The organism is Streptomyces sp. NPDC045846 (assembly GCF_056431605.1).
Window position 1 is genome coordinate 141,465 of the sequence record NZ_JBWKKJ010000001.1, and the last position, 20,181, is coordinate 161,645.

The window sequence follows — 20,181 nt, forward strand, 5'->3', positions numbered from 1 at the left end:
CGGTGAGCACGGACTACCAGAAGGCGCGCGAGGATCTCGGCATTCGGCTCCGGGAACTGCGATTCACGGCACCTGGCGGGCGGCTCACCGGTACGCAGCTCGCTGAGCGGCTCGGACCGGGATGGACCAAGGTCAAGATCAGCAAGCTGGAGAACGGCAAACAGACCGCGACGGCCGAAGACCTGCGGGCCTGGGCGGACGGAACCGGCCAGCCGGACACCTGCGACGAACTGATCGCCCGGCTGCGGGGGTTCGAGTCACACATCCGCTCGTGGCGCCGCCAACTGGCCGCGGGGCACCGACCCGTGCAGGACGCCGTCACGGTGGAGCACGAGCGGACACGTGTCCTGACCATCTGGGAGAACGTCCTCATCCCCGGCATGGTGCAGATCCCCGATTACGCGCGGTACACCTTCAACCGGCATGCCGAGCTGATGCGGTCACCGCGGGACACCGAGGACGCCGTACGTGCCCGGATCCAGCGGCAGGAAGGGCTGTACCGGGCCGGCCGCACCTACCGGATCATGTTGTGGGAAGGCGCCTTGCGGTCCCTGGTCTGCCCTACTTCCGTGCTCGCCGCCCAACTGCACCACCTCGCCGGGGTCATCGGCCTGGACACCGTGGAACTCGGCATCATTCCCTTCACCGCCCCGCTGAAGATCTGGCCGGGCAACGGCTTCTGGGTCTACGACGAGCGGCTCGTGGTCGTGGAGGACTGGCACGCCGAGCTGTGGATCGACGACGCCGACAGCGTCGCCACCTACCTACGGGTCTGGAACACCCTGCGCGAGTCAGCCGTCTACGGGGCGGATGCCCACCGGGTCATCGCGCGTGCCCGGAGCGCGCTGGACGGGGCCTGAGCCGTCACGGGTACTCGCGTGGGCCTGCCCCGGCCGGAGTGTTCCCGGAGCCGCACAACGATCAAGGCCCCACCCGAACACGCAGGTAGGGCCTTGATCAGCGGACGCTCGGTTCGGGACCGTAAACCGAACCCAGCGTCCTGGTCCGGGGGTTGTGACCGCCCGGCGGGACGAGGCTGGCGCGACAGGACGTTCGCACCGCCGGGCGGAGTCTGCCGGGATCGCGGCGGCGGCGATTGGTGTGGGCGCCAGGGGCCCTTCCTTCAGGTCAGGAAGGGAGGCACACACGCCTTCACCACCGCACTGGCATCGCCACACCGCCGCGATCCTCGGGTTGTCCATATCCGCCGACCACCCCTCATCCGGGTCGGCGGATCGGACTGTGCAAGAGAGTTGACCTCCCGTCAATTCCCTTGCACGGTCTGGGAGTCGAACCGACTAGTCCTCGCGCAGGGCGCGGACGGCCTCCTCGACACGCTTGCCGTACTCGGGGTCGGCGGCGTGGAAGTGGGCCAGGTTCTTCTCGATGACGTCGTCGCGGGAGACCTGCGAGAGGCCACCGGCGATGTTCGCGATGAGACGGGCCTTCTCGTCGTCGGACATCAGGCGGTAGAGCTCGCCCGCCTGGAAGAAGTCGTCGTCCTTCACATGGGCCGGGGCCGCGTGCGTGCCCGTGTAGCCGTGGATCGCGAGGGGGGCCGACAGGGCGGCGTCCGTCTGGGCCGGACCGGAGTACGAGTTGGGCTCGTAGTTCTTGTCCGTGCGGCGGCCGTTGCGGGTCGCCATCAGGCCGTCACGGCCGTAGTTGTCCGCCTCGGTCGCCTTCGGCGCGTTGACGGGCAGCTGGGTGTGGTTGACGCCCAGGCGGTAGCGGTGCGCGTCCGCGTAGGCGAACAGGCGGCCCTGGAGCATCTTGTCCGGCGAGGGACCGATGCCCGGAACGAAGTTGTTCGGGGAGAAGGCGGACTGCTCGACCTCGGCGAAGACGTTGTCGGGGTTGCGGTCCAGGACGAGGCGGCCCACGCGCTGCAGCGGGTAGTCGGCGTGCGGCCACACCTTGGTGAGGTCGAACGGGTTGAAGCGGTAGTCCGCGGCCTCGGCGGCGGGCATGATCTGGACGTACAGCGTCCAGGACGGGTTCACGCCGCGCTCGATCGCCTGGAGGAGATCGGTCTGGTGGCTGTTCGCGTCCTTGCCGACCTGCTCGGCGGCCTGCTCCGAGGAGAGGCAGCGGATGCCCTGGTTCGTCTTGAAGTGGTACTTGACGAAGAAGGCCTCGCCCTGCGCGTTCGTCCACTGGTAGGTGTGCGAGCCGTAGCCGTTCATGTGACGGTACGAGGCCGGGATGCCGCGGTCGCCCATGAGCCAGGTGATCTGGTGGGTGGCCTCGGGGGCGTGCGCCCAGAAGTCCCAGACGTTGTCCGGCTCCTGCTTGCCCGTGAACGGGTCGCGCTTCTGGGAGTGGATGAAGTCGGGGAACTTGATCGGGTCCTTGATGAAGAACACCGGGGTGTTGTTGCCGACGAGGTCGTAGTTGCCCTCTTCGGTGTAGAACTTCAGGGCGAAGCCGCGGGGGTCGCGGACCGCGTCCGCGCCGCCGAGCGAGTCGGCCACGGTGGAGAAGCGGATGAACGTCTCGGTCCGCTTGCCCACCTCGTTCAGGAAGTCGGCCTTGGTGAAGCCGGTGACGTCGTCCGTCACCTCGAAGTATCCGTACGCACCGGAGCCGCGGGCGTGCACCACACGCTCCGGAATGCGCTCACGGTTGAAGCGCGCGAGCTTCTCCAGGAGGTGCTGGTCCTGGAGCAGGATGGGGCCACCGACGCCGGCGGTGGCGGAGTTCTGGTTGTCGGCGACGGGGGCGCCGGACTCGGTCGTAAGCACGCGCTTCGACATCGTGACCTTCCGTACTGGAGCTGCACCGCTGACTGTGTTCCGCGGTTCCTGGAGCGTAAGGACGCCTGGAACGGAACGTCAACAGTTTGTTGAAAAACGAGATGTGAGCTTCCGGGCGGCAGCGGTGCCTGGGCGCGACAGGACAGGTGTCAGCACCGCCGCCGCCCGGAAATCAGTGGCCCCCGAGGGGGGTGTTTCCGTCGGTCAGACCTGCGAGCCGGAGAGGCGCTCGACGGCACGGAGCAGGGCGGAGTGGTCCAGGCCGCCGTCGCCCTGGGCGCGCAGCGAGGCGACCAGCTGGGCCACGACAGCGCCGACCGGAAGGGCCGCGCCCACGTTGCGGGCGGCGTCGGTCACGATGCCCATGTCCTTGTGGTGCAGGTCGATCCGGAAGCCGGGCTTGAAGTCCCGGTTCAGGAAGTTGTCCTTCTTGCGGGTCAGCACGGTCGAGCCGGCCAGACCGCCGTTGAGGACGTCCAGGGCGGCCGTGAGGTTCACGCCGGACTTCTCCAGGAAGACGACGGCCTCGGCGCAGGCCTGGATGTTGACCGCGACGATGAGCTGGTTGGCGGCCTTCACCGTCTGGCCGGAGCCGTGCGGACCGCAGAGCACGATGGTCTTGCCGAGGGCCTGGAGGATCGGCAGCGCCTCGTCGAAGTCGGCCTGCTCGCCACCCACCATGATCGACAGGACGGCCTCGATGGCACCGGCCTCGCCGCCGGAGACGGGGGCGTCCAGGACGCGGATGCCCTTCTCCGCGGCGTTCTTCGCGAGGTCGACCGAGGTCTGCGGGGTGATCGACGACATGTCGATGATCAGCGCGCCCCGCTTGGCGTTGGCCAGGATGCCGGCCTCGCCGTACGCGATGGCCTCCACCTGGGGGGACGCCGGGACCATCGTGATGATCACGTCGGCGTCCTTGACCGCCTCGGCGATCGAGCCCGCCGCGGTGCCGCCGGCCGCCGCGAGGCGGTCCAGCTTGTCCTGCTCCAGGGTGAAGCCGGTGACCGAGTAGCCGGCCTTGATCAGGTTCTCGGACATGGGGGAGCCCATGATGCCGAGGCCGACCCATGCGATCGTGGGGAGGTTGCTCATGAGGGTGCCTCTCTAACTGCGGTGGTACGTCAAGAAGTTCGGGTGCGCGGTCAGCTGGCCGCGCGGGCCTCGGCGGGGAGCCACGCGAAGGAGGCGGCGGCGTCGGGGGCCTTGTACTCCAGGCCGACCCAGCCGTCGTAACCGGCCTTGGTCAGCTGGTCGAGCAGCTCCTCCAGCGGCAGCGAGCCGGTGCCCGGAGCGCCACGGCCCGGGTTGTCGGCGATCTGCACATGGCCGGTCTTGTCGGCGTACGCCTCGATGACCTCGGAGACGTTCTCGCCGTTCATCGACAGGTGGTAGATGTCGAGGAGGAACTTGGCGTTGCCAAGACCCGTCGCGGCGTTCACCTTGTCGATGACCTCGATGGCCGAGGGCGCGCTCACCAGCGGGTAGAGCGGCGACTCCGGCTTGTTGAGGGTCTCGACCAGGAGGATCGCGCCGATCCGGTCGGCCGCGCGGGCCGCCAGGACCAGGTTCTCCAGGGCGAGGGTGTCCTGCACCTGCGGGTCCGCCCCCTCGACGCGGTTGCCGTAGAGCGCGTTGAGCGCCTTGCAGCCCACCGAGGCGGCGAAGTCGGCCGCCACCTCGATGTTGGCGCGGAAGCGGTCGGACTCCTCGCCGGGCACCGACAGCGCGCCGCGGTCCGGGCCCGGCAGGGCGCCGGCGTAGAAGTTGAGGCCCACCAGCTGGGTGCCGGCGTCGTCGAGCGCCTTCTTGAGGGCGTCGAGCTCGGCCTGCTCGGGGGTGGGGGTCTCGATCCAGGGCCACCACAGCTCGACCGCCGTGAAGCCCGCCGCGGCGGCGGCCGCGGGGCGCTCCAGGAGCGGGAGTTCCGTGAAGAGGATCGAGAGGTTCACATCGAAGCGCTGGTTCGAGTAGCCCATGAGGGGTGTGCGCTCCTTCCGTATTGCGGAAGTTGTTTTCTGCTTGATGGAAGGTTGCAGGGGGACTGGCGAGCTTGTCAAGGGGGCCTCCCGGATTTCGTCCAGCGCGCAGTAGGTTGAGCGCGTGCGATTGAGAGTGGAGTTCACGACCGAGCCCTTCGACCTCGACGAGGCGCCCCCGCACGCCGTGGTCGCCCGCGACGTCATCCAGGCGGCCCGGCTCGACGCGGTCGACGTCGGCCCCTTCGGCAACACCGCGGAGGGCGGCGCCGACGAGGTGCTGACCGCGGTGGACGCGCTGCTGCGCAAGGCTCTGGCGGCGGGCGCCACCCGGGTCTCGCTCCAGGTCAACGTGATCGGGGAGGGTGAGAAGTGACCGAGCCGACGGACCACCCGCTGATCCAGGCCGTCAAGCCGCTCGTCGACGCCATGGGTGCCGAGATACTGGCGCCCGACCGCGCCCAGCCCGACGACGTGCTGCTGGCCTGGGAGGGCGAGGACGTCCTTGCCGTGCGGCTGCCGCAGCTCTCGGACTCCCTGGATCACATCCTGGCCGCCATGGAGCGCCGCCACGGCATGCCGCTCGCGTCCCTGGACCGCAAGGCCAAGCAGTCCGCCGTGCGGACCCTGGAGGCGCGCGGAGCCTTCTCGGTGCGACACGGGGTCGAGACGGTCGCCTCGGCCCTCGGGGTCAGCCGGTTCACCGTGTACAACTACCTGAACAGGGAAAACGCCGCCAAGGGCGACTGAGTGAGCACGCTCGGTGCCCGCCTGGGCGCCCCTCGCGCAACGAACCGCCGTCCGGGCACCGGGCGGCGGTTTTTGTCTCCCCAAGTTTTCAACAAAGTGTTGACGGGATGTTTCTCAGGGCGTTAGCTATCCGCAGCCCGTTCAGCACCAAGGCCACGGAGGCCGCCGTGACTTCGACTTCGACGCCGGGCCTCGCCCGGTTCAACACCTCACAGGACAGTGCGGCGCTCGCCGCGCTCCACGAGGTGTGCGCCAGTTCGGCGTGGGGGAGCAAGGTGCTCGCCCAGCGCCCGTACGCCACCGCAGAGGACCTCTTCGCCGCCAGCGACGCCGCTCTGGCCGAGCTCGGTGTTCAGGACCTGGAAGAGGCGATGGCCGGGCACCCGCCGATCGGCCGCCCGAAGCCGGGTGACCCCACCTCCGCGCGTGAACAGCGCGGCATGGCCGGGGCCTCCGAGGCCCTCAAGGCCGAGCTGCTCGAACTGAACCTGGCCTACCAGGAGAAGTTCGGCCACGTCTTCCTGATCTGCGCGACCGGTGCCACCGGCGAGCAGATGCGCGACGCGGTGAAGACCCGGATCGGCAACACCGCCGAGGAGGAGCGCGAGATCGTGCGCACCGAACTCGGGAAGATCAACCGAATCCGGCTGACCCGTCTCGTAGAAGAGGACAAGGACTGATGAGTACCGCGACCACGGCCTCGGTGTCCACGCACATCCTGGACACCAGCATCGGACGCCCCGCCGAGGGCGTCGCCATCTCGCTCGCGGCCCGCTCGGGCTCCGACGCCGAATGGACCGCACTCGGCGGCTCGGCCACCGACGCGGACGGGCGCTGCAAGGACTTGCCGGCCCTGCCGGAAGGCACCACCCACGTACGGCTCGACTTCGAGGTCGAGCAGTACTTCGACAAGAAGCAAGCCGAGGCGCAGCAGGACGCCCCCCGCGTAAGGGACAGCGGTGCGTTCTTCCCGGAGGTGGCGATCACGTTCGCCGTCACCCCGGGCGAGCACTATCACGTACCGCTGCTGCTCAACCCGTTCGGCTACTCCGTTTACCGAGGGAGCTAGCAGACATGCCCACGATTCTCGGCCAGAACCAGTACGGCAAAGCAGAGAACCGCGTCGTCAAGATCACGCGGGACGGCGACACGCACCACATCAAGGACCTCAACGTCTCCGTCGCCCTGTCCGGCGACATGGAGGACGTGCACTACTCCGGCTCGAACGCCAACGTGCTCCCGACCGACACCACCAAGAACACGGTGTACGCGTTCGCCAAGGAGTACGGCATCGAGTCCGCCGAGCAGTTCGGCATCCACCTCGCGCGGCACTTCGTGACCTCGCAGGAGCCGATCAAGGTCGCGCGCATCCGGATCGAGGAGTACTCCTGGGAGCGCATCGAGACCTCCGAGGCCAACTCGAAGTTCATCGGCTCCGACGACGTCAAGCACTCCTTCGTCCGCAAGGGCCAGGAGACCCGGGTCACCCAGATCACCTACGACGGTGAGAAGTGGGAGGTCATCTCGGGCCTCAAGGACCTCGTGGTGATGAACTCGACGAACTCCGAGTTCTGGGGTTACGTCAAGGACAAGTACACGACGCTCCAGGAGGCCTACGACCGGATCCTGGCGACGCAGGTCTCGGCCCGCTGGCGCTTCAACTGGAGCGACGACGAGCAGAAGGCGCCCAACTGGGAGAAGTCCTACGAGCAGGTGCGCAAGCACATGCTGCAGGCCTTCGCCGAGACGTACTCGCTCTCGCTCCAGCAGACCCTGTACCAGATGGGTTCGCGGATCATCAACAACCGGTCCGAGATCGACGAGGTTCGCTTCTCGCTGCCGAACAAGCACCACTTCCTGGTGGACCTCGAGCCGTTCGGGCTCAAGAACGACAACGAGGTCTACTTCGCGGCCGACCGTCCGTACGGTCTGATCGAGGCGACCGTCCTGCGCGACGGCGTCGAGCCGCAGATCCCGGTCGACATGACCAACCTCTGACGCGGCACTGAGCCCGCCCCCGCCCGCCCGCAGTCGGGCGGGGGCCGGCCAGACCGGAGGGAAATCCCATGGCACAGCCCGCAATGGGGCCGGCATCAGCCGACGGCCCATGTCCCACCCCACCTGAAGGTGCCGTGCACCCGGTGGACGAAAAGCTTCCTGCCGCGCGGCTCGTCCCCGCCGCGCTCCAGCACATCGCCGCCATGTACGCGGGCGTCGTCACCCCTCCGCTCATCATCGGCCAGGCCGTCGGCCTGGACACCGCGGGCCAGACCCGTCTGATCGCGGCCAGCCTGCTCATCGCCGGGCTCGCCACCGTCCTGCAGACCCTCGGCGTCGCGAACTTCGCCGGCAACCGGCTCCCGTTCGTCAACGCCGCCTCGTCGGCCGGCATCGCGCCCATGCTCGCGATCGCCGAGACCAGCGCCAAAGGCCACCAACTCCCCGCCATCTACGGCGCGGTGATGGTCGCCGGAGTCTTCTGCCTCCTGGTGGGCCCCTTCTTCGGCCGGCTGCTGCGCTTCTTCCCGCCGCTGGTGACCGGTGTCGTGATCACGCTCATCGGCGTCACGCTGATGCCCGTACCCGTCTCCTGGGCCCAGGGCGGCGACAAGAACGCCGCCGACTTCGGGTCCATGAGCCACCTGGCGCTCGCCGCCTTCACGCTCGTCGTGATCCTGCTCTTCCAGCGCTTCGGCCGCGGCTTCCTGCGCCAAGTCGCCCTGCTGCTCGGCCTGTTGATCGGCACGCTCGCGGCCGTCCCCTTCGGCATGGCCGACTTCTCCGCCCTGAAGTCCGCGCCGATCGCCGCCCTGCCGACCCCCTTCGCCTTCGGCGCCCCCGAGTTCCAGCCCGCCGCCGTCCTTTCGCTCTGCATCGTCATGCTGGTCCTGATGACCGAGTCCAGCGCCGGCATGCTGGCCATCGGCGAGATCTGCGAGCGCCGCACCGACGGGCGCACCATCGCCCGCGGGCTGCGCACCGACGGCATCGCCACGCTGCTCGGCCCCGTCTTCGGCGGCTTCCCCACCAGCGCGTTCGCCCAGAACGTCGGCGTGGTCTCGCTGACCCGCGTACGCAGCAGGTACGTGGTGGCCGTCGCGGGCGGAGCGCTGCTCGTGCTCGGCGCCTTCCCGGTGCTCGGTGCGGTCGTCTCGCTGGTTCCGATGCCCGTCCTCGGCGGCGCCGGAATCGTCCTGTTCGGCTCGATCGCGGTGAGCGGCATCCGCACCCTCTCCGAGGCCGGGCTCGACGACAGCTCCAACATCATCCTGGTGGCCGTGGCGCTCGGGGCGGGGATCATCCCGCTCGCCGCGCCCACCTTCTACGCCGGATTCCCCGCCTGGGCACAGACGGTGCTCGGCTCCGGCATCAGTGCGGGAGCGCTCACCGCGGTCCTGCTCAACCTTTTCTTCCACCATCTCGGCACCCGGAGCCGCGTCGCGGCCCCGGCACTCAAATCCTCGTAGGGTCCTGCCGTGCCCAATCTGCAGCCGCCACTGAACGAAGAAGGAAGCACCATGGCACCTTCGGCAGCCCCCCAGCGCATCGTCATCGAGAACTGTGCGATCGCCACCGTGGACGCGAACGACACCGAGTACGCCTCCGGCTACCTGGTCGTCGCCGACAACAAGATCGAGTCGATCGGAGCCGGTCAGGCCCCGAAGGGCCTGGAGAACGTGGTCCGCCGCATCGACGCCACCGGTCACCTGGTCACCCCCGGCCTGGTCAACACGCACCACCACTTCTACCAGTGGATCACGCGCGGTCTGGCCACCGACCACAACCTCTTCAACTGGCTGGTCGCCCTCTACCCGACGTGGGCGCGCATCGACGAGCGGATGGGGCGCGTCGCGGCCCAGGGCTCGCTGGCGATGATGGCCCGCGGCGGTGTGACCACCGCGATGGACCACCACTACGTCTACCCGCGGAACGCGGGCGACCTGTCCGGCGCGATCATCGGCGCGGCCTCCGAGATGGGCGTGCGCTTCACCCTGGCCCGCGGTTCCATGGACCGCAGCGAGAAGGACGGCGGCCTGCCGCCGGACTTCGCCGTCGAGACCCTCGAAGGCGCCCTGTCGGCGACCGCCGAGACCGTCGACCGCTTCCACGACGCCTCCTTCGGCTCGATGACCCAGGTCGCCGTCGCGCCGTGCTCGCCCTTCTCGGTCTCCACCGAACTCATGAAGCAGGGCGCCGAGTTGGCGCGCGCCAAGGGCGTACGCCTGCACACCCACGGCTCGGAGACCGTGGAGGAGGAGCAGTTCTGCAAGGAGCTGTTCGGCATGGGCCCGACCGACTACTTCGAGTCGACCGGCTGGCTCGGCGACGACGTGTGGATGGCGCACTGCGTCCACATGAACGACTCCGACATCGCCGCGTTCGCCCGCACCGGCACCGGCGTCGCCCACTGCCCGTCCTCCAACGCGCGCCTGGCCGCGGGCATCGCCCGCGTCCCGGACATGCTGAAGGCGGGCGTCCCGGTCGGCCTCGGTGTCGACGGGACCGCCTCCAACGAGTCGGGCGAGCTGCACACCGAACTGCGCAACGCGCTGCTCATCAACCGCCTCAACGCCCAGCACCGCGAGGCCGCGCTCAACGCCCGCCAGGCACTGCGGCTCGGCACCTTCGGAGGCGCCCAGGTGCTCGGCCGCGCCGACCAGATCGGTTCGCTGGAGGCGGGCAAGCTCGCCGACTTCGTGCTGTGGAAGCTGGACACCCTCGCCCACGCCTCCATCGCCGACCCGGTCACCGCGCTGGTCTTCGGCGCGGCGGCCCCGGTCACCGCCTCGTTCGTGAACGGCAAGCAGATCGTCGAGAACAGCCGTCTCACCACGGTCGACGAGGACGCCATCGCGGTGGCGACCCGCGAGGAGGCCCAGCGCCTCGCCCGGATCGCCGCGCAGGCCTGACCCCAAGGAGTCCGGCCGAGGGGGACGGCCCTCGGCCGGTCGCCGTGGACCCGAGCGGGGTCCGCGGCAGCTGGGCCGGGGGGTGCGTACTACAAGGACGTACGCACCCCCCGGAACGGTGAAACCCGTCCCGAACCACCGTGCACGCACAAGCAGTTGACGTTCCGTCACACCGCACGCCCGGCGCCACCCGCGCCTCCGCCCGACCGGGATCCGCCCGCACCGGAAGCCGCCACCGCGCGCCGTCCGGGCCCCCGCGCCCCACCGACAGCAGAGCCGCGCTGTCCGCACTGCCTGCCCCACCTGCTCGACGCACCACACCGCACCACCTCCCTGACACCCGCGTCCACCGCCGACGTGTAACCGACCGGAGGAACCGCCGTGGCCGCACAGCCCAGGTTTCGCAACTTCGCAGTCAGCCCCGCCCAGACCGGCGAGAAGCACCCGGTCGACGAGACGCTCCCCCCGCTGAAAATGTTCACCAGCGGCCTTCAGCACGTGGCCGCCATGTACGCGGGTGTGGTGGCCCCGCCCATGATCGTCGGCCCCGCCGTGGGGCTCAGCACCAAGGAGACGGCCTTTCTGGTCGCCGCGAGCCTGTTCACCGCGGGCCTCGCCACACTTCTGCAGACCCTCGGGATCTGGAAGATCGGCGCCAAGCTGCCCTTCGTGAACGGGGTTTCGTTCGCCGGGGTCACCCCGATGATCGCCATCGGCAAGGAGCACGGGACCAACGCGATCCCCGTCATCCTCGGGGGTGTCATCGTCGCCGGACTGCTCGGCTTCATAGCCGCCCCCTACTTCGGCAGGCTCGTCCGGTTCTTCCCGCCGGTCGTCACCGGCACCGTGATCACCCTGATCGGTGTCTCGCTGCTTCCCGTCGCCTTCAACTGGTCATCCGGCGGCAACGAGAAGGCCGCCGACTACGGCTCGCTCTCCAACCTCGCGCTGGCGGGGATCACCCTGGTCATCGTGCTCGCGCTGCGCAGGATGCTGCGCGGGTTCCTGCAGCAGATCGCGATCCTGCTCGGTCTGGTGGCCGGTTCGATCATCGCGATCCCGATGGGCAAGACCAGCCTGGACACCATCAAGAACGCGGACGTCATCGGCTTCCCGACGCCGTTCCACTTCGGCGCCCCGCAGTTCGACGTCGCCGCGATCGTGTCGATGTGCATCGTGATGCTGGTCTGCATGACCGAGTCCACCGCCGACATGCTGGCCCTCGGAAAGATCGTCGAGCGGCCCGCCGACCAGGAGACCATCGCGGCCGGCCTGCGCGCCGACACCCTGGGATCCGTCCTGAGCACCGTGTTCAACGGCTTCATGGCCAGCGCCTTCGCCCAGAACATCGGGCTCGTCGCGATGACCAAGGTGCGCAGCCGCTTCGTCGTCGCGACCGGCGGCCTCATCCTGGTCGTCATCGGCCTGTGCCCCGTCGCCGCCTCGGTGATCTCCCTCGTACCGCTGCCGGTGCTCGGCGGCGCGGGCATCGTGCTGTTCGGTTCGGTCGCCGCGAGCGGCATCCAGACGCTGTCGACGGCGGCCCTGGAGAAGGGGGAGAACGCGCTGATCGTGGCCGCCTCGGTCGGCATCGGACTGATCCCCATCGCCAAGCCCGACTTCTACCACGCCTTCCCCGACAAGCTCCTCGTCGTGCTCGACTCCGGTATCTCCACCGGTTGTGTGGTGGCCATCGTCCTCAACCTGGCCTTCAACCACTTCGGCAAGAGGCGGGACGAGAGCGAGGTCGAGGCGCTCCAGGCGGCCGAACCGGCGGTCGCCCTGCACTGAGGGCCGGCCGTTCGGCCCGTTGGGCCCCGGCTGGTCACGCGACCTGCGGCTCGACCTGTCGGGCCCTGGGCCGTCCCGCGCCCGCGCCCACCCGCGGGCGCCGGTTCGCGGTGGTGGAACGCAAGGGCCGCATCCCGTCACGGGGTGCGGCCCGTTCGGATCTCGCGCCGGGGGTTACCGCTCGCAGGCGATGCCGTCGCCGTCGCGGTCCAGGTGGGCGGCGTAGCCGGGGTCCCCGCGGTGGAGCGGGGCCACTCCGGCGGCGCGGGCGGCGGCGCAGTTCTTGTAGAAGACGGTGCTGTCGCCGCCCTTGTCCCCGGCGCCGTCCATCGGCGGCGGGAGGCTGGGGGCCGCCGGCTTGGGCTTCGGCGGGGTCCTGGTCGCCGGAGGCGTCGCCGTGGCGGAGGGCGTCGCGCTCGGGCTCGCGGGGGGCGTCGGTGAGGGCGACGACGAGGGTGGCGTGGCCGGGGTGCTCACCACGGGCCGCTTCACCGGCTCGGGCTTGTCGTCGTTGCAGCCGGTCGTGGTGAGGGCGAGCGCACCGAGCACGCCGGTCAGGAGCACGGTGCGGACGGCGGGGCTGGATATGCGCATGCGGCGGCTCTCTCGAACGATCGGGTGCTTGTGATGATCGGGTGAAGGAGAGAATACGGGCCGCAAAGGTTTCGTAAAGGGAGATGGGTCAACTCGGCCGAATCCAGCCGCGGTACGTGCCAGAACGTACGGAAAGGGCGGGTGAGGCGGCTCTCCGCCGCTCCACCCGCCGTCCCCGTGGGGGCCGTTACCCGATGTGGTACGGGTCGCCGTACACCTTCCAGTCGAGCGGGGTGTCCAGGTTCAGGTTCCCCTTCTTCAGGAAGACCCGCTGCTCGGTGTCGACGCGGCTGGTGTCGCTGTGCGCCTCCTCCTGCTTCATCGCCCACACCCGGGCGTCCAGGAACGCGTTCAGGTACGTCGTCTCGTTGCCGCCCTGCGACGGCGGCTTGGCCTTGGCGAGTGCCTTCTTGCGGATGGAGCTGAAGCTGGTGGGGTCGCTTCCGTCGCCGTGCATCACGATGGCGTCGTAGTAGATGAACTGCCCGAGCGTGCCGACCCCGTCGGACTTGCCCTGGCTGACGGCGGGGTTGAAGTAGACCCGGTCCCGCTCGTCGTTCTGGGCCTCCTTGAAGGCCGTCTCCGAGGCGGCGGTCTTCCAGTCCTTGGGGAAGCCCGGGTCGAGCCCCTTGTGCGAGTCGGTCCCGTTGACCTTCTCCAGGGCGGGCAGGTACTTCGCGAGGACGTTGCCGGGGTTGCGCGCGGTGTAGAGCTTGACGAGGTCGAGCATGTCGCCGGTACCGGAACAGAATCCGATGATGCCGGCGGTGTAGCCGCGCCCGTCCTTGATGTCCTCGATGTACTTGTACTGCGCCTTCCAGTTCAGCGAGGAGTTCTCCGCACTGGAGACGAGCTGCATGGCTATGTCCTTCTTCGCCGGGTCGTCGAGCCCGGTCGCGGCGGCGTTGTTCACCGTCGCATTGTCCGCTGTCGGGACGGCCGGGTTCTCGGCGGCGTAGGCCGTGACCGGAACCGCGAGCAGCGCGGTGCCGAGCAAGGCGCGTACGGCGATCTTGGTGCGGCGTGCGGTGGTCTTGCGGTGGGGGGTGTGCACCTGGACCTCCAAAAGGAGTTGGTCGCTCCGGTATTCTGTTAGGAAACTTTCCTACCATTGTCGCGAAGCGGCCGTACACCCCTGCGGCACAAGGAAGTTGAAGTGTCCGGACACCGGAATGTCCTGTCGCTCCCACCGAACAGGGCCTGGGAGTAGGGGAGTTGGCGGAATGCATGGAACGTCCCGCCGTGTCGGCCGCTTGCGGCCGGGCGGCGCCTGGGGGCGAGGGGTGCCGTCCCGGGCGCTGGACAGGCCCTCCTCGCCCCTCGGCCGACCACGGACAGCTACGGACCGTCCGGCGGGAGGCCCTCTCGGGGGCGGGCGGGACGGGGGCCCCCGCGTAGACTGAGGGGCTGTCGTCACCGCATGTCAGAGGAGTCCCGCACGTTGTCCGAGCACCACGAGGTGGTCGCCCCCGCCCCCGGCGCGACCCGGCTCGCCCTCGCCTCCGACTGCGGCAACTGCTTCGGCCTGTGCTGTGTCGCCCTGGCCTACGCGAAGTCCGCCGACTTCGCGATCGACAAGCCGGCCGGAAAGCCCTGCCCCAACCTCCAGCAGGACTTCCGCTGCGGCATCCACCGCGAGCTGCGCACGAGCGGCTTCCAGGGCTGCACGGTGTACGACTGCTTCGGCGCCGGCCAGAAGGTCTCCCAGCAGACCTTCGAGGGCCGCGACTGGCGTTCGGCACCCGAGACCGCCGCGTCGATGTTCGCGGTCTTCCCGGTGATGCGCCAGCTCCACGAGCTGCTCTGGTACGTCACGGAGGCGCTCGCCCTGCCGAAGGCGGGGCCCGTCCACGCCGACCTGCGTGCCGCGCTCGAGGAGACCGAGGCGTTCACGGCCCTCGCCCCCGAGGCCCTGGGAGAGCTGGACGTGCCCGCCCACCGGGACCGGGTCAACCAGCTTCTGCTGCGGGCGAGCGAGCTGGTCAGGGCCGACTTCAAGGGCAAGAAGAAGGACCGGCGCGGCGCCGACCTCATGGGCGCCAAGCTGAAGGGCGCCGACCTGCGCGGCGCGAACCTGCGGGGCGCCTTCCTGATCGCCGCCGATCTGCGCGGCGCGGACCTGCGCCTGGCCGACCTGATCGGCGCGGACTTCCGCGACGCGCGGCTGGCCGGCGCCGATCTCACCGAGGCGTTCTTCCTCACCCAGGCCCAGCTGAACGCGGCGAAGGGCGACGCGACGACGAAACTCCCGCCGTCGCTGACCCGGCCCGCGCACTGGTAGCCGACCGGGTCGCGCACGGACCTACGGCGTCCAGCCCGGGTCGCGTCCGCTCATGCCGATGAGGCGGTCGAGCGGCGGGGCGTCGGCCGGGACGGCGACGGGCGGGCCGAAGGCGCCGCCGCGGGAGGCGGGGTCGTCCTTCGACGGGGCGAGGAACGCGTAGGAGACCTCCAGGTCGGCCGGGGCGGGCCGGTAGTCCTGACCGGTGGCCCGGGCCACGTCCCAGGCGTGGACCACGAGCTCGTCGAGGGCGACGCACCCCGCGACCGAGGCGGGCAGGGTGAGGCCGCCGATCTGGGTGGTGCCCGCCCATGCCGCCTGGTCGCGCCAGGCCGCGGCCATCGCGGCCAGCCCCAGCGGCAGCGAGCCGCGCCAGTCGGCGGGCAGCTCGGGCGGGCGGGCGCTGCTCGGGGCGGTGCCGGTGGCCGGGCCGAGGTCCTTGCGGGCGGCGTCCTGGAAGGCGGCGCTGAGCCCCGCGATGTGGGAGAGCAGATCGCGCAGGGTGTACTCGGGACAGGGCGTGGGTCCCTTCAGCTGATCGTCGCGTACGCCCGCGACGAGGCGGGTCAGTTCGGCCGCCGCGTGGCCGAGGTCGGGCAGGGGCGCCGGGATGCTCGTATCGCTGCTCATACAACGAAGACGGCGCGCGGACCGGAAACTCATCGGCGGGCGCCCCGCGCCTTCGCCCGTTGCCGAGGCGGGGCGGTCGTCGGCCCGGTCGCCGTCCTGTCGCCGCGGCTCAGCGCGTGCGGCGCGGGGGCCGACCGGGCCGCACGCGGTTCAGGAGAGCTTCCGGCCGCCGAACGCGCCCGATCCGTCCGCCCGCTGCCACCACTTCTCCAGGCCCGGCTCGTCCATCGCGCTCCAGTCCGGGCTCTCCTGCACGAGTCCGAGACCCAGGCTGCGCCCGAGGTCGACCATGCTGCGCCCGACCGCCGAGCGCCCGGCGTCGTAGGCGGCCAGCGCCTCGGGCCAGCTGGCGGCCGACGTCAGCGCGGACTCCAGGGCGGTCGCGTCCTGGAGCGCCTTGACCGCGCCGCCGCCGGTGTGCGGGCGGGCCACCGTGGCGGCGTCCCCGGCCAGCACGAGCCGGCCGACCGCGTACCGGGGCGCGGTGAAGTCGTACATCGGCTGGACGAAGAGTTCCTCCGGCGCCGTCAGGTGCATCAACTGGCCCCAGTACGGCGCGAGTCGGGTGTCGGCGATCTCCAGGGCCCGGGCGCGCAGTGCGTCGGTGAGGGTGCCGGGCGGCAGGCTGGTGGGGGAGTCGAGCGGCAGTCCGTGATCGGCCGGCGGGGCCGCGTACAGCACCCAGTTCACGCGGTGGCCGCCCCGGCCGTCCGGGATCCGGTAGATGATCGCGTGCCCGCCCGAAAAGACGGCGTACACGCAGTCCTCCACCGGCCACAGGCCGGGATCGGGGAGCCGCTCGGCGGGGAAGGCGCCGCGCCAGGCGAGATAGCCCGCGTAGGCCGGGCCCACCTCCGGGCAGGCGGCGGTGCGGACCACCGAGCGGTAGCCGTCCGCGCCCACGACGAAGTCGAACCGCTCGGTGCCGCCGCCCGTGCTCAACTCCACGTCGTGCGGGGTGACATGGAGCCGGTCGACCGCCGTGCCCGCGCGGAACTCCACCGACTCCGGTACCCGGGACCGCAGTTCGCGCCAGAGCGGGCCCCAGTTGTACGTGCGGAAGGGGAACGGCAGCGCCCCGACCAGGCGGCCGAGCGGGGCCGCGCCGTCGCGAACGTACCAGCTGCGCCTGGCCAGTTGGATCCACGGCATCGACGCGTCCACGTACCCCGCCGCCTCCAGTTCGGCATAGCGGTCGTTGTGCATCGCGAGCCCCACCCCGCGGTCGGCCAACCGCCCCGCGGCCCGCTCGTACACCGTGATCGTCTCGGCGCCCCCGCGGTGCGCGGCCAATGCCGCGGCGCACCCCGCGACGCTCCCGCCCACGACGGCAACTCGCCCTCCACGCATCCCCAACGTCCTCGCAGTCTCGTCAGACGGGGTGCCGGGCCCCCGGCCCGGCGGACGCCCCCGCCGGATTGTCGCAGCAAGGCGCGGTCCGCGCAGGGGGCGTGGGGGACGGGGCACTCGGGCGATCACGGGATGCGCCGCCGTGCCCCGCATGGTCCATTGAGTCCCATGGACGCGGACCAGGACCTGCGAGCGAGGGTCGACGCACTGATGGACGGGCTGCGGGCAGACCTGGAACGGCTGGCCCGCATCCCCTCGATCGCCTTCCCCGGCTTCCCTCCCGAACCGGTGCGCCAGGCGCACGACCTGGTGGTGGAGCTGCTGCGGGGCGCCGGCGTCGAGCGGATCGAACGGCTCGACCTGCCCGGCACCGCCCCCGTCGTCCACGCCGAGATCCCGCCGCCGCACCCGGCCGCCCCGACGGTGCTGCTGTACGGCCACTACGACGTCCAGCCGCCCGGCGACCCCGCGCTGTGGCTCTCCCCGCCCTTCGAGCCGACCCCGGTCGAGGGCGGGCTGCGCGCGCGGGGCATCGCGGACGACAAGGCCAACATCCTGGTCCATGTGGGCATGCTGCGGGCGTACGGCGGCCGCCCGCCCACCGGCATCAAGATCGTGATCGAGGGCCAGGAGGAGTACGGCAGCGCCTTCGACGACTATCCGCCCACCGACCCCGAACGCTTCGCCTGCGACGCCATGGTCATCGCCGACATGGGCAACATCCGCCCCGGCTCACCCACGCTCACCACCGGGCTGCGCGGCGCCTGCGAGGTGGTCGTCGAGGTGCGCACCCTGGCCGAGGCGCGGCACAGCGGAGAGTTCGGGGGCGCGGCGCCCGACGCCCTCCTTGTCCTGCTGCACGCCCTCGCCACCCTCCATGACGACGGTGGCGACGTGGCCGTCGCGGGGCTGCGCCGCGAGGAGTGGTCCGGCACCTCGTACACCGAAGCGGAGTTCCGCGAGCTCGCGGCCGTGTGCGAGGGGGTGCCGCTCCTGGGCACCGGCAGCCTCGGCGAACGCCTGTGGAGCGGGCCCGCCGTCACCGTCATCGGCCTGGACGCCCCGACCGTCGATCACGCCGCGTCCGCGGTGGTCCCGTACGCCCGCGCCAAACTGAACCTCCGCATCCACCCGCGGCAGGATCCGAAGGAGGCGCAGGGCCGACTGGTCGCCCATCTGGAGGCACTGCGCCCCTTCGGCATCGCGCTCACCGTCACCGCGGGCGACGCCGGGCCCGGCTTCGAGCCCGCGACCGGCGGCCCGGCCTACCGCGCGGCGCTCACCGCGCTGCGCGAGGGCTGGGGCGCGGAGCCCGCCTTCGCGGCGAGCGGCGGCTCGATCCCGCTGGTCAACGGGCTCGCGAAGGCGGTGCCCGGGGCGGAGGTGCTGCTCTTCGGGGCGCAGGACAGCAAGTGCGCCCTGCACGCCCCGAACGAACGCGTCCTCTTCTCCGAACTGCGCGGCGCCGTGATCGCGGAGGCGGCCTTCCTGCGGGAGTACGCGGCGGCGTTCGGAGCCGGGTCGTGACGGCCCCGGCCCCGTCCGCGGTGCCGCCCCCGGACCCGCCCTTCGAGGAGCCACGGGCCACGAGCGGGGGGCCGCGCTTCCCGAGCGCGCTGACGGTCCTCGCGATCGTCACGCTGGCCGTGTGGGTCCTCGCGTTCGTCATCCCGCCCGGCGCGTACGACCGCGATGGCAAGGGGGCGCCGGTCGAGGGCACCTACCACCGGGTCGACAACGGCCAGAGCTTCGTGGACCGCCTGAACGACCTCTTCCTCTCCCCGGTCAACGGCCTGTACGGCATCCAGGACGCCGAGTCCGGCCGGGTCGGACCCACGATGGCCGGTGAACTGTACGGCAGCGCGGGGGTGTTCCTCTTCGTCCTGGCCATCGGCGCGTTCATCACGGTGGTCTTCAGGACCGGCGCGCTCGACCGCGGGATCGGGCTGCTCGCGCACCGGCTGCGCGAACGCGGCGCACTGCTCATCGCGGGTGTGATGACGGTCTTCTCGGTGCTCGGCACGGTCGAGGGCTTCGCGGAGGAGACCCTCGGCTTCTACGGACTGATCGTGCCGTTGATGCTGGCGCTCGGCTACGACCGCCTGGTGGCGACCGGCACCATCATCGTGGGCGCGGGCATCGGCGTGCTGTGCTCGACGGTCAACCCCTTCGCGACGGGCGTCGCGTCCTCCGCGGCCGGGATCTCCCTGGGCGACGGCATCGTCCTGCGCTTCGTGATGTGGGCGGTCCTGACCGCGGTGTCGATCCTGTACGTGGTCCGCTACGGGCGGCGCGTGCAGCGGGACCCGTCGACGTCCCTGACGGGCTTCCTGCCGGGCGACCTGGACCACCGGGACGCCGGGGCGCCCTCGGCGGACGGCGGCGGCGAACCCCCGGCGGCGTCGGCAGCGGCCTCGCCGACGGACGAACCCCCGGAGCTGACCCGCACCCACCGGCTGGTGCTCGTCCTCCTCGCCCTCGTCTTCGCCTTCATGATCTTCTCGGTGGTGCCGTGGTCCAGCGCGCTGACGGGCAAGGCCGACGCGACGCCGTACGGCTGGGAACTGGGCTGGTCCTTCCCGCAGTTGGCGGCCCTGTTCCTGGTGGCCGCGGTCCTGGTGGGGGTGGCGGCCCGGCTCGGCGAGGCCGAACTGAGCTCGACGGTCATCCAGGGCGCGGCCGACTTCATCTCCCCGGCACTCGTCATCGTGCTGGCCCGGGGCGTCACGGTCATCATGAACAACGCGCGGATCACGGACACGGTGCTGCACTCGATCGAGGGCGTGGTGAAGGGCGCCCCGTCCGCGCTGTTCGCGGTGATCGTCTTCGTGGTGAACCTTCCGCTGGCCTTCCTGATCCCCTCGACCTCGGGCCACGCGACCCTCGCGATGCCGATCCTGGCCCCGCTGGCCGACTTCGCGGGCGTCTCGCGCGCGGTGGTGGTGACCGCCTGGCAGGCGGCGAGCGGCTGGATGAACCTGTGGGTCCCCACGACCGCCGTGACCATCGGCGGCGTGGCCCTGGCGAAGGTCGGCTACAACAAGTACCTGCGCTTCGTGGCCCCGCTGCTCGGCATCCTGCTGATCCTGATCTGCGCGTTCGTGGCGGCGGGCGCGGCCCTGACGTGACACGGCTCCGCC

At 70.7% G+C, this 20,181-nt stretch carries 19 protein-coding genes; 12 read left to right on the top strand and 7 right to left on the bottom strand.

Annotation, left to right across the window (positions count from 1 at the left end; all coding sequences use genetic code 11):
- The first annotated feature begins 2 nt into the window (after positions 1-2).
- The gene (locus tag AC07F3_RS00630) at positions 3-860 is read left to right on the top strand and encodes a helix-turn-helix domain-containing protein (protein ID WP_479109040.1); all 858 of its coding nucleotides are present in this window, start codon (positions 3-5) and stop codon (positions 858-860) included.
- Between the two features lie 438 nt (positions 861-1,298).
- On the opposite strand, the gene AC07F3_RS00635 is transcribed toward AC07F3_RS00630, so the two are convergent.
- From AC07F3_RS00635 to AC07F3_RS00645, 3 genes are all read right to left on the bottom strand, one after another.
- Positions 1,299-2,756 carry a catalase gene (locus AC07F3_RS00635; RefSeq protein WP_479109042.1) on the bottom strand — a complete coding sequence of 486 codons (1,458 nt, stop codon included), beginning with the start codon at positions 2,754-2,756 and terminating at the stop codon, positions 1,299-1,301.
- A 204-nt stretch (positions 2,757-2,960) separates the two neighbouring features.
- Positions 2,961-3,851 carry a 2-hydroxy-3-oxopropionate reductase gene (locus AC07F3_RS00640; RefSeq protein WP_479109044.1) on the bottom strand — a complete coding sequence of 297 codons (891 nt, stop codon included), beginning with the start codon at positions 3,849-3,851 and terminating at the stop codon, positions 2,961-2,963.
- 50 nt (positions 3,852-3,901) lie between these two features.
- A complete protein-coding gene (locus AC07F3_RS00645; protein ID WP_479109046.1) occupies positions 3,902-4,735 on the bottom strand; it encodes a TIM barrel protein in 834 nt (277 codons plus the stop codon).
- A 124-nt stretch (positions 4,736-4,859) separates the two neighbouring features.
- On the opposite strand from AC07F3_RS00645, the gene AC07F3_RS00650 reads away from it, so the two are divergent.
- The 8 genes from AC07F3_RS00650 (at position 4,860) to AC07F3_RS00685 (ending at position 12,186) form a co-directional block, all read left to right on the top strand.
- A complete protein-coding gene (locus tag AC07F3_RS00650) occupies positions 4,860-5,111 on the top strand; it encodes a YkoF family thiamine-binding protein (protein ID WP_053725798.1) in 252 nt (83 codons plus the stop codon).
- Positions 5,108-5,485 carry a helix-turn-helix domain-containing protein gene (locus AC07F3_RS00655; RefSeq protein WP_479109048.1) on the top strand — a complete coding sequence of 126 codons (378 nt, stop codon included), beginning with the start codon at positions 5,108-5,110 and terminating at the stop codon, positions 5,483-5,485. The genes AC07F3_RS00650 and AC07F3_RS00655 overlap by 4 nt, the downstream gene beginning before the upstream one ends.
- A 167-nt stretch (positions 5,486-5,652) precedes the next feature.
- A complete protein-coding gene (uraD, locus tag AC07F3_RS00660; RefSeq protein WP_479109050.1) occupies positions 5,653-6,165 on the top strand; it encodes a 2-oxo-4-hydroxy-4-carboxy-5-ureidoimidazoline decarboxylase in 513 nt (170 codons plus the stop codon).
- Entirely contained in the window at positions 6,165-6,554 is a 390-nt protein-coding gene (gene uraH / locus AC07F3_RS00665; protein WP_479109052.1) for a hydroxyisourate hydrolase, read from the top strand. Before uraD ends, uraH begins: the two co-directional genes overlap by 1 nt.
- A gap of 5 nt (positions 6,555-6,559) precedes the next feature.
- The gene (pucL, locus tag AC07F3_RS00670) at positions 6,560-7,483 is read left to right on the top strand and encodes a factor-independent urate hydroxylase (protein WP_114036149.1); all 924 of its coding nucleotides are present in this window, start codon (positions 6,560-6,562) and stop codon (positions 7,481-7,483) included.
- A 68-nt stretch (positions 7,484-7,551) separates the two neighbouring features.
- A complete protein-coding gene (locus AC07F3_RS00675; RefSeq protein ID WP_479109054.1) occupies positions 7,552-8,952 on the top strand; it encodes a nucleobase:cation symporter-2 family protein in 1,401 nt (466 codons plus the stop codon).
- A gap of 51 nt (positions 8,953-9,003) precedes the next feature.
- Entirely contained in the window at positions 9,004-10,395 is a 1,392-nt protein-coding gene (locus AC07F3_RS00680; protein WP_479109056.1) for an 8-oxoguanine deaminase, read from the top strand.
- A 381-nt stretch (positions 10,396-10,776) separates the two neighbouring features.
- Complete coding sequence (locus AC07F3_RS00685; protein ID WP_479109058.1) at positions 10,777-12,186, top strand: nucleobase:cation symporter-2 family protein; 1,410 nt, start codon at positions 10,777-10,779, stop codon at positions 12,184-12,186.
- A 174-nt stretch (positions 12,187-12,360) separates the two neighbouring features.
- Here AC07F3_RS00685 and AC07F3_RS00690 read toward each other — a convergent pair whose 3' ends face one another.
- Both AC07F3_RS00690 and AC07F3_RS00695 read right to left on the bottom strand, forming a co-directional pair.
- Entirely contained in the window at positions 12,361-12,780 is a 420-nt protein-coding gene (locus AC07F3_RS00690) for an excalibur calcium-binding domain-containing protein (protein WP_479109060.1), read from the bottom strand.
- 187 nt (positions 12,781-12,967) lie between these two features.
- Positions 12,968-13,834, bottom strand: a complete 867-nt coding sequence (locus tag AC07F3_RS00695) for a chitosanase (RefSeq protein ID WP_479109062.1) — start codon at positions 13,832-13,834, stop codon at positions 12,968-12,970.
- A gap of 366 nt (positions 13,835-14,200) precedes the next feature.
- Between AC07F3_RS00695 and AC07F3_RS00700 the strand changes: the two genes are divergently transcribed.
- Positions 14,201-15,061, top strand: a complete 861-nt coding sequence (locus AC07F3_RS00700; protein WP_479109064.1) for a pentapeptide repeat-containing protein — start codon at positions 14,201-14,203, stop codon at positions 15,059-15,061.
- 21 nt (positions 15,062-15,082) lie between these two features.
- Here the strand turns inward: AC07F3_RS00700 and AC07F3_RS00705 are convergent, their stop codons facing one another.
- Both AC07F3_RS00705 and AC07F3_RS00710 read right to left on the bottom strand, forming a co-directional pair.
- Positions 15,083-15,691, bottom strand: coding sequence for a TIGR03086 family metal-binding protein (locus tag AC07F3_RS00705; RefSeq protein WP_479109066.1), 609 nt, complete (start codon positions 15,689-15,691; stop codon positions 15,083-15,085).
- Between the two features lie 150 nt (positions 15,692-15,841).
- Positions 15,842-17,041 (bottom strand): FAD-dependent monooxygenase, encoded by a 1,200-nt coding sequence (locus AC07F3_RS00710; RefSeq protein ID WP_479109068.1) that lies wholly within the window; start codon positions 17,039-17,041, stop codon positions 15,842-15,844.
- A 168-nt stretch (positions 17,042-17,209) separates the two neighbouring features.
- On the opposite strand from AC07F3_RS00710, the gene AC07F3_RS00715 reads away from it, so the two are divergent.
- Both AC07F3_RS00715 and AC07F3_RS00720 read left to right on the top strand, forming a co-directional pair.
- Complete coding sequence (locus AC07F3_RS00715) at positions 17,210-18,568, top strand: M20/M25/M40 family metallo-hydrolase (protein WP_479109070.1); 1,359 nt, start codon at positions 17,210-17,212, stop codon at positions 18,566-18,568.
- Between the two features lie 20 nt (positions 18,569-18,588).
- The gene (locus tag AC07F3_RS00720; RefSeq protein ID WP_479110553.1) at positions 18,589-20,169 is read left to right on the top strand and encodes a YfcC family protein; all 1,581 of its coding nucleotides are present in this window, start codon (positions 18,589-18,591) and stop codon (positions 20,167-20,169) included.
- Positions 20,170-20,181 lie beyond the last annotated feature (12 nt).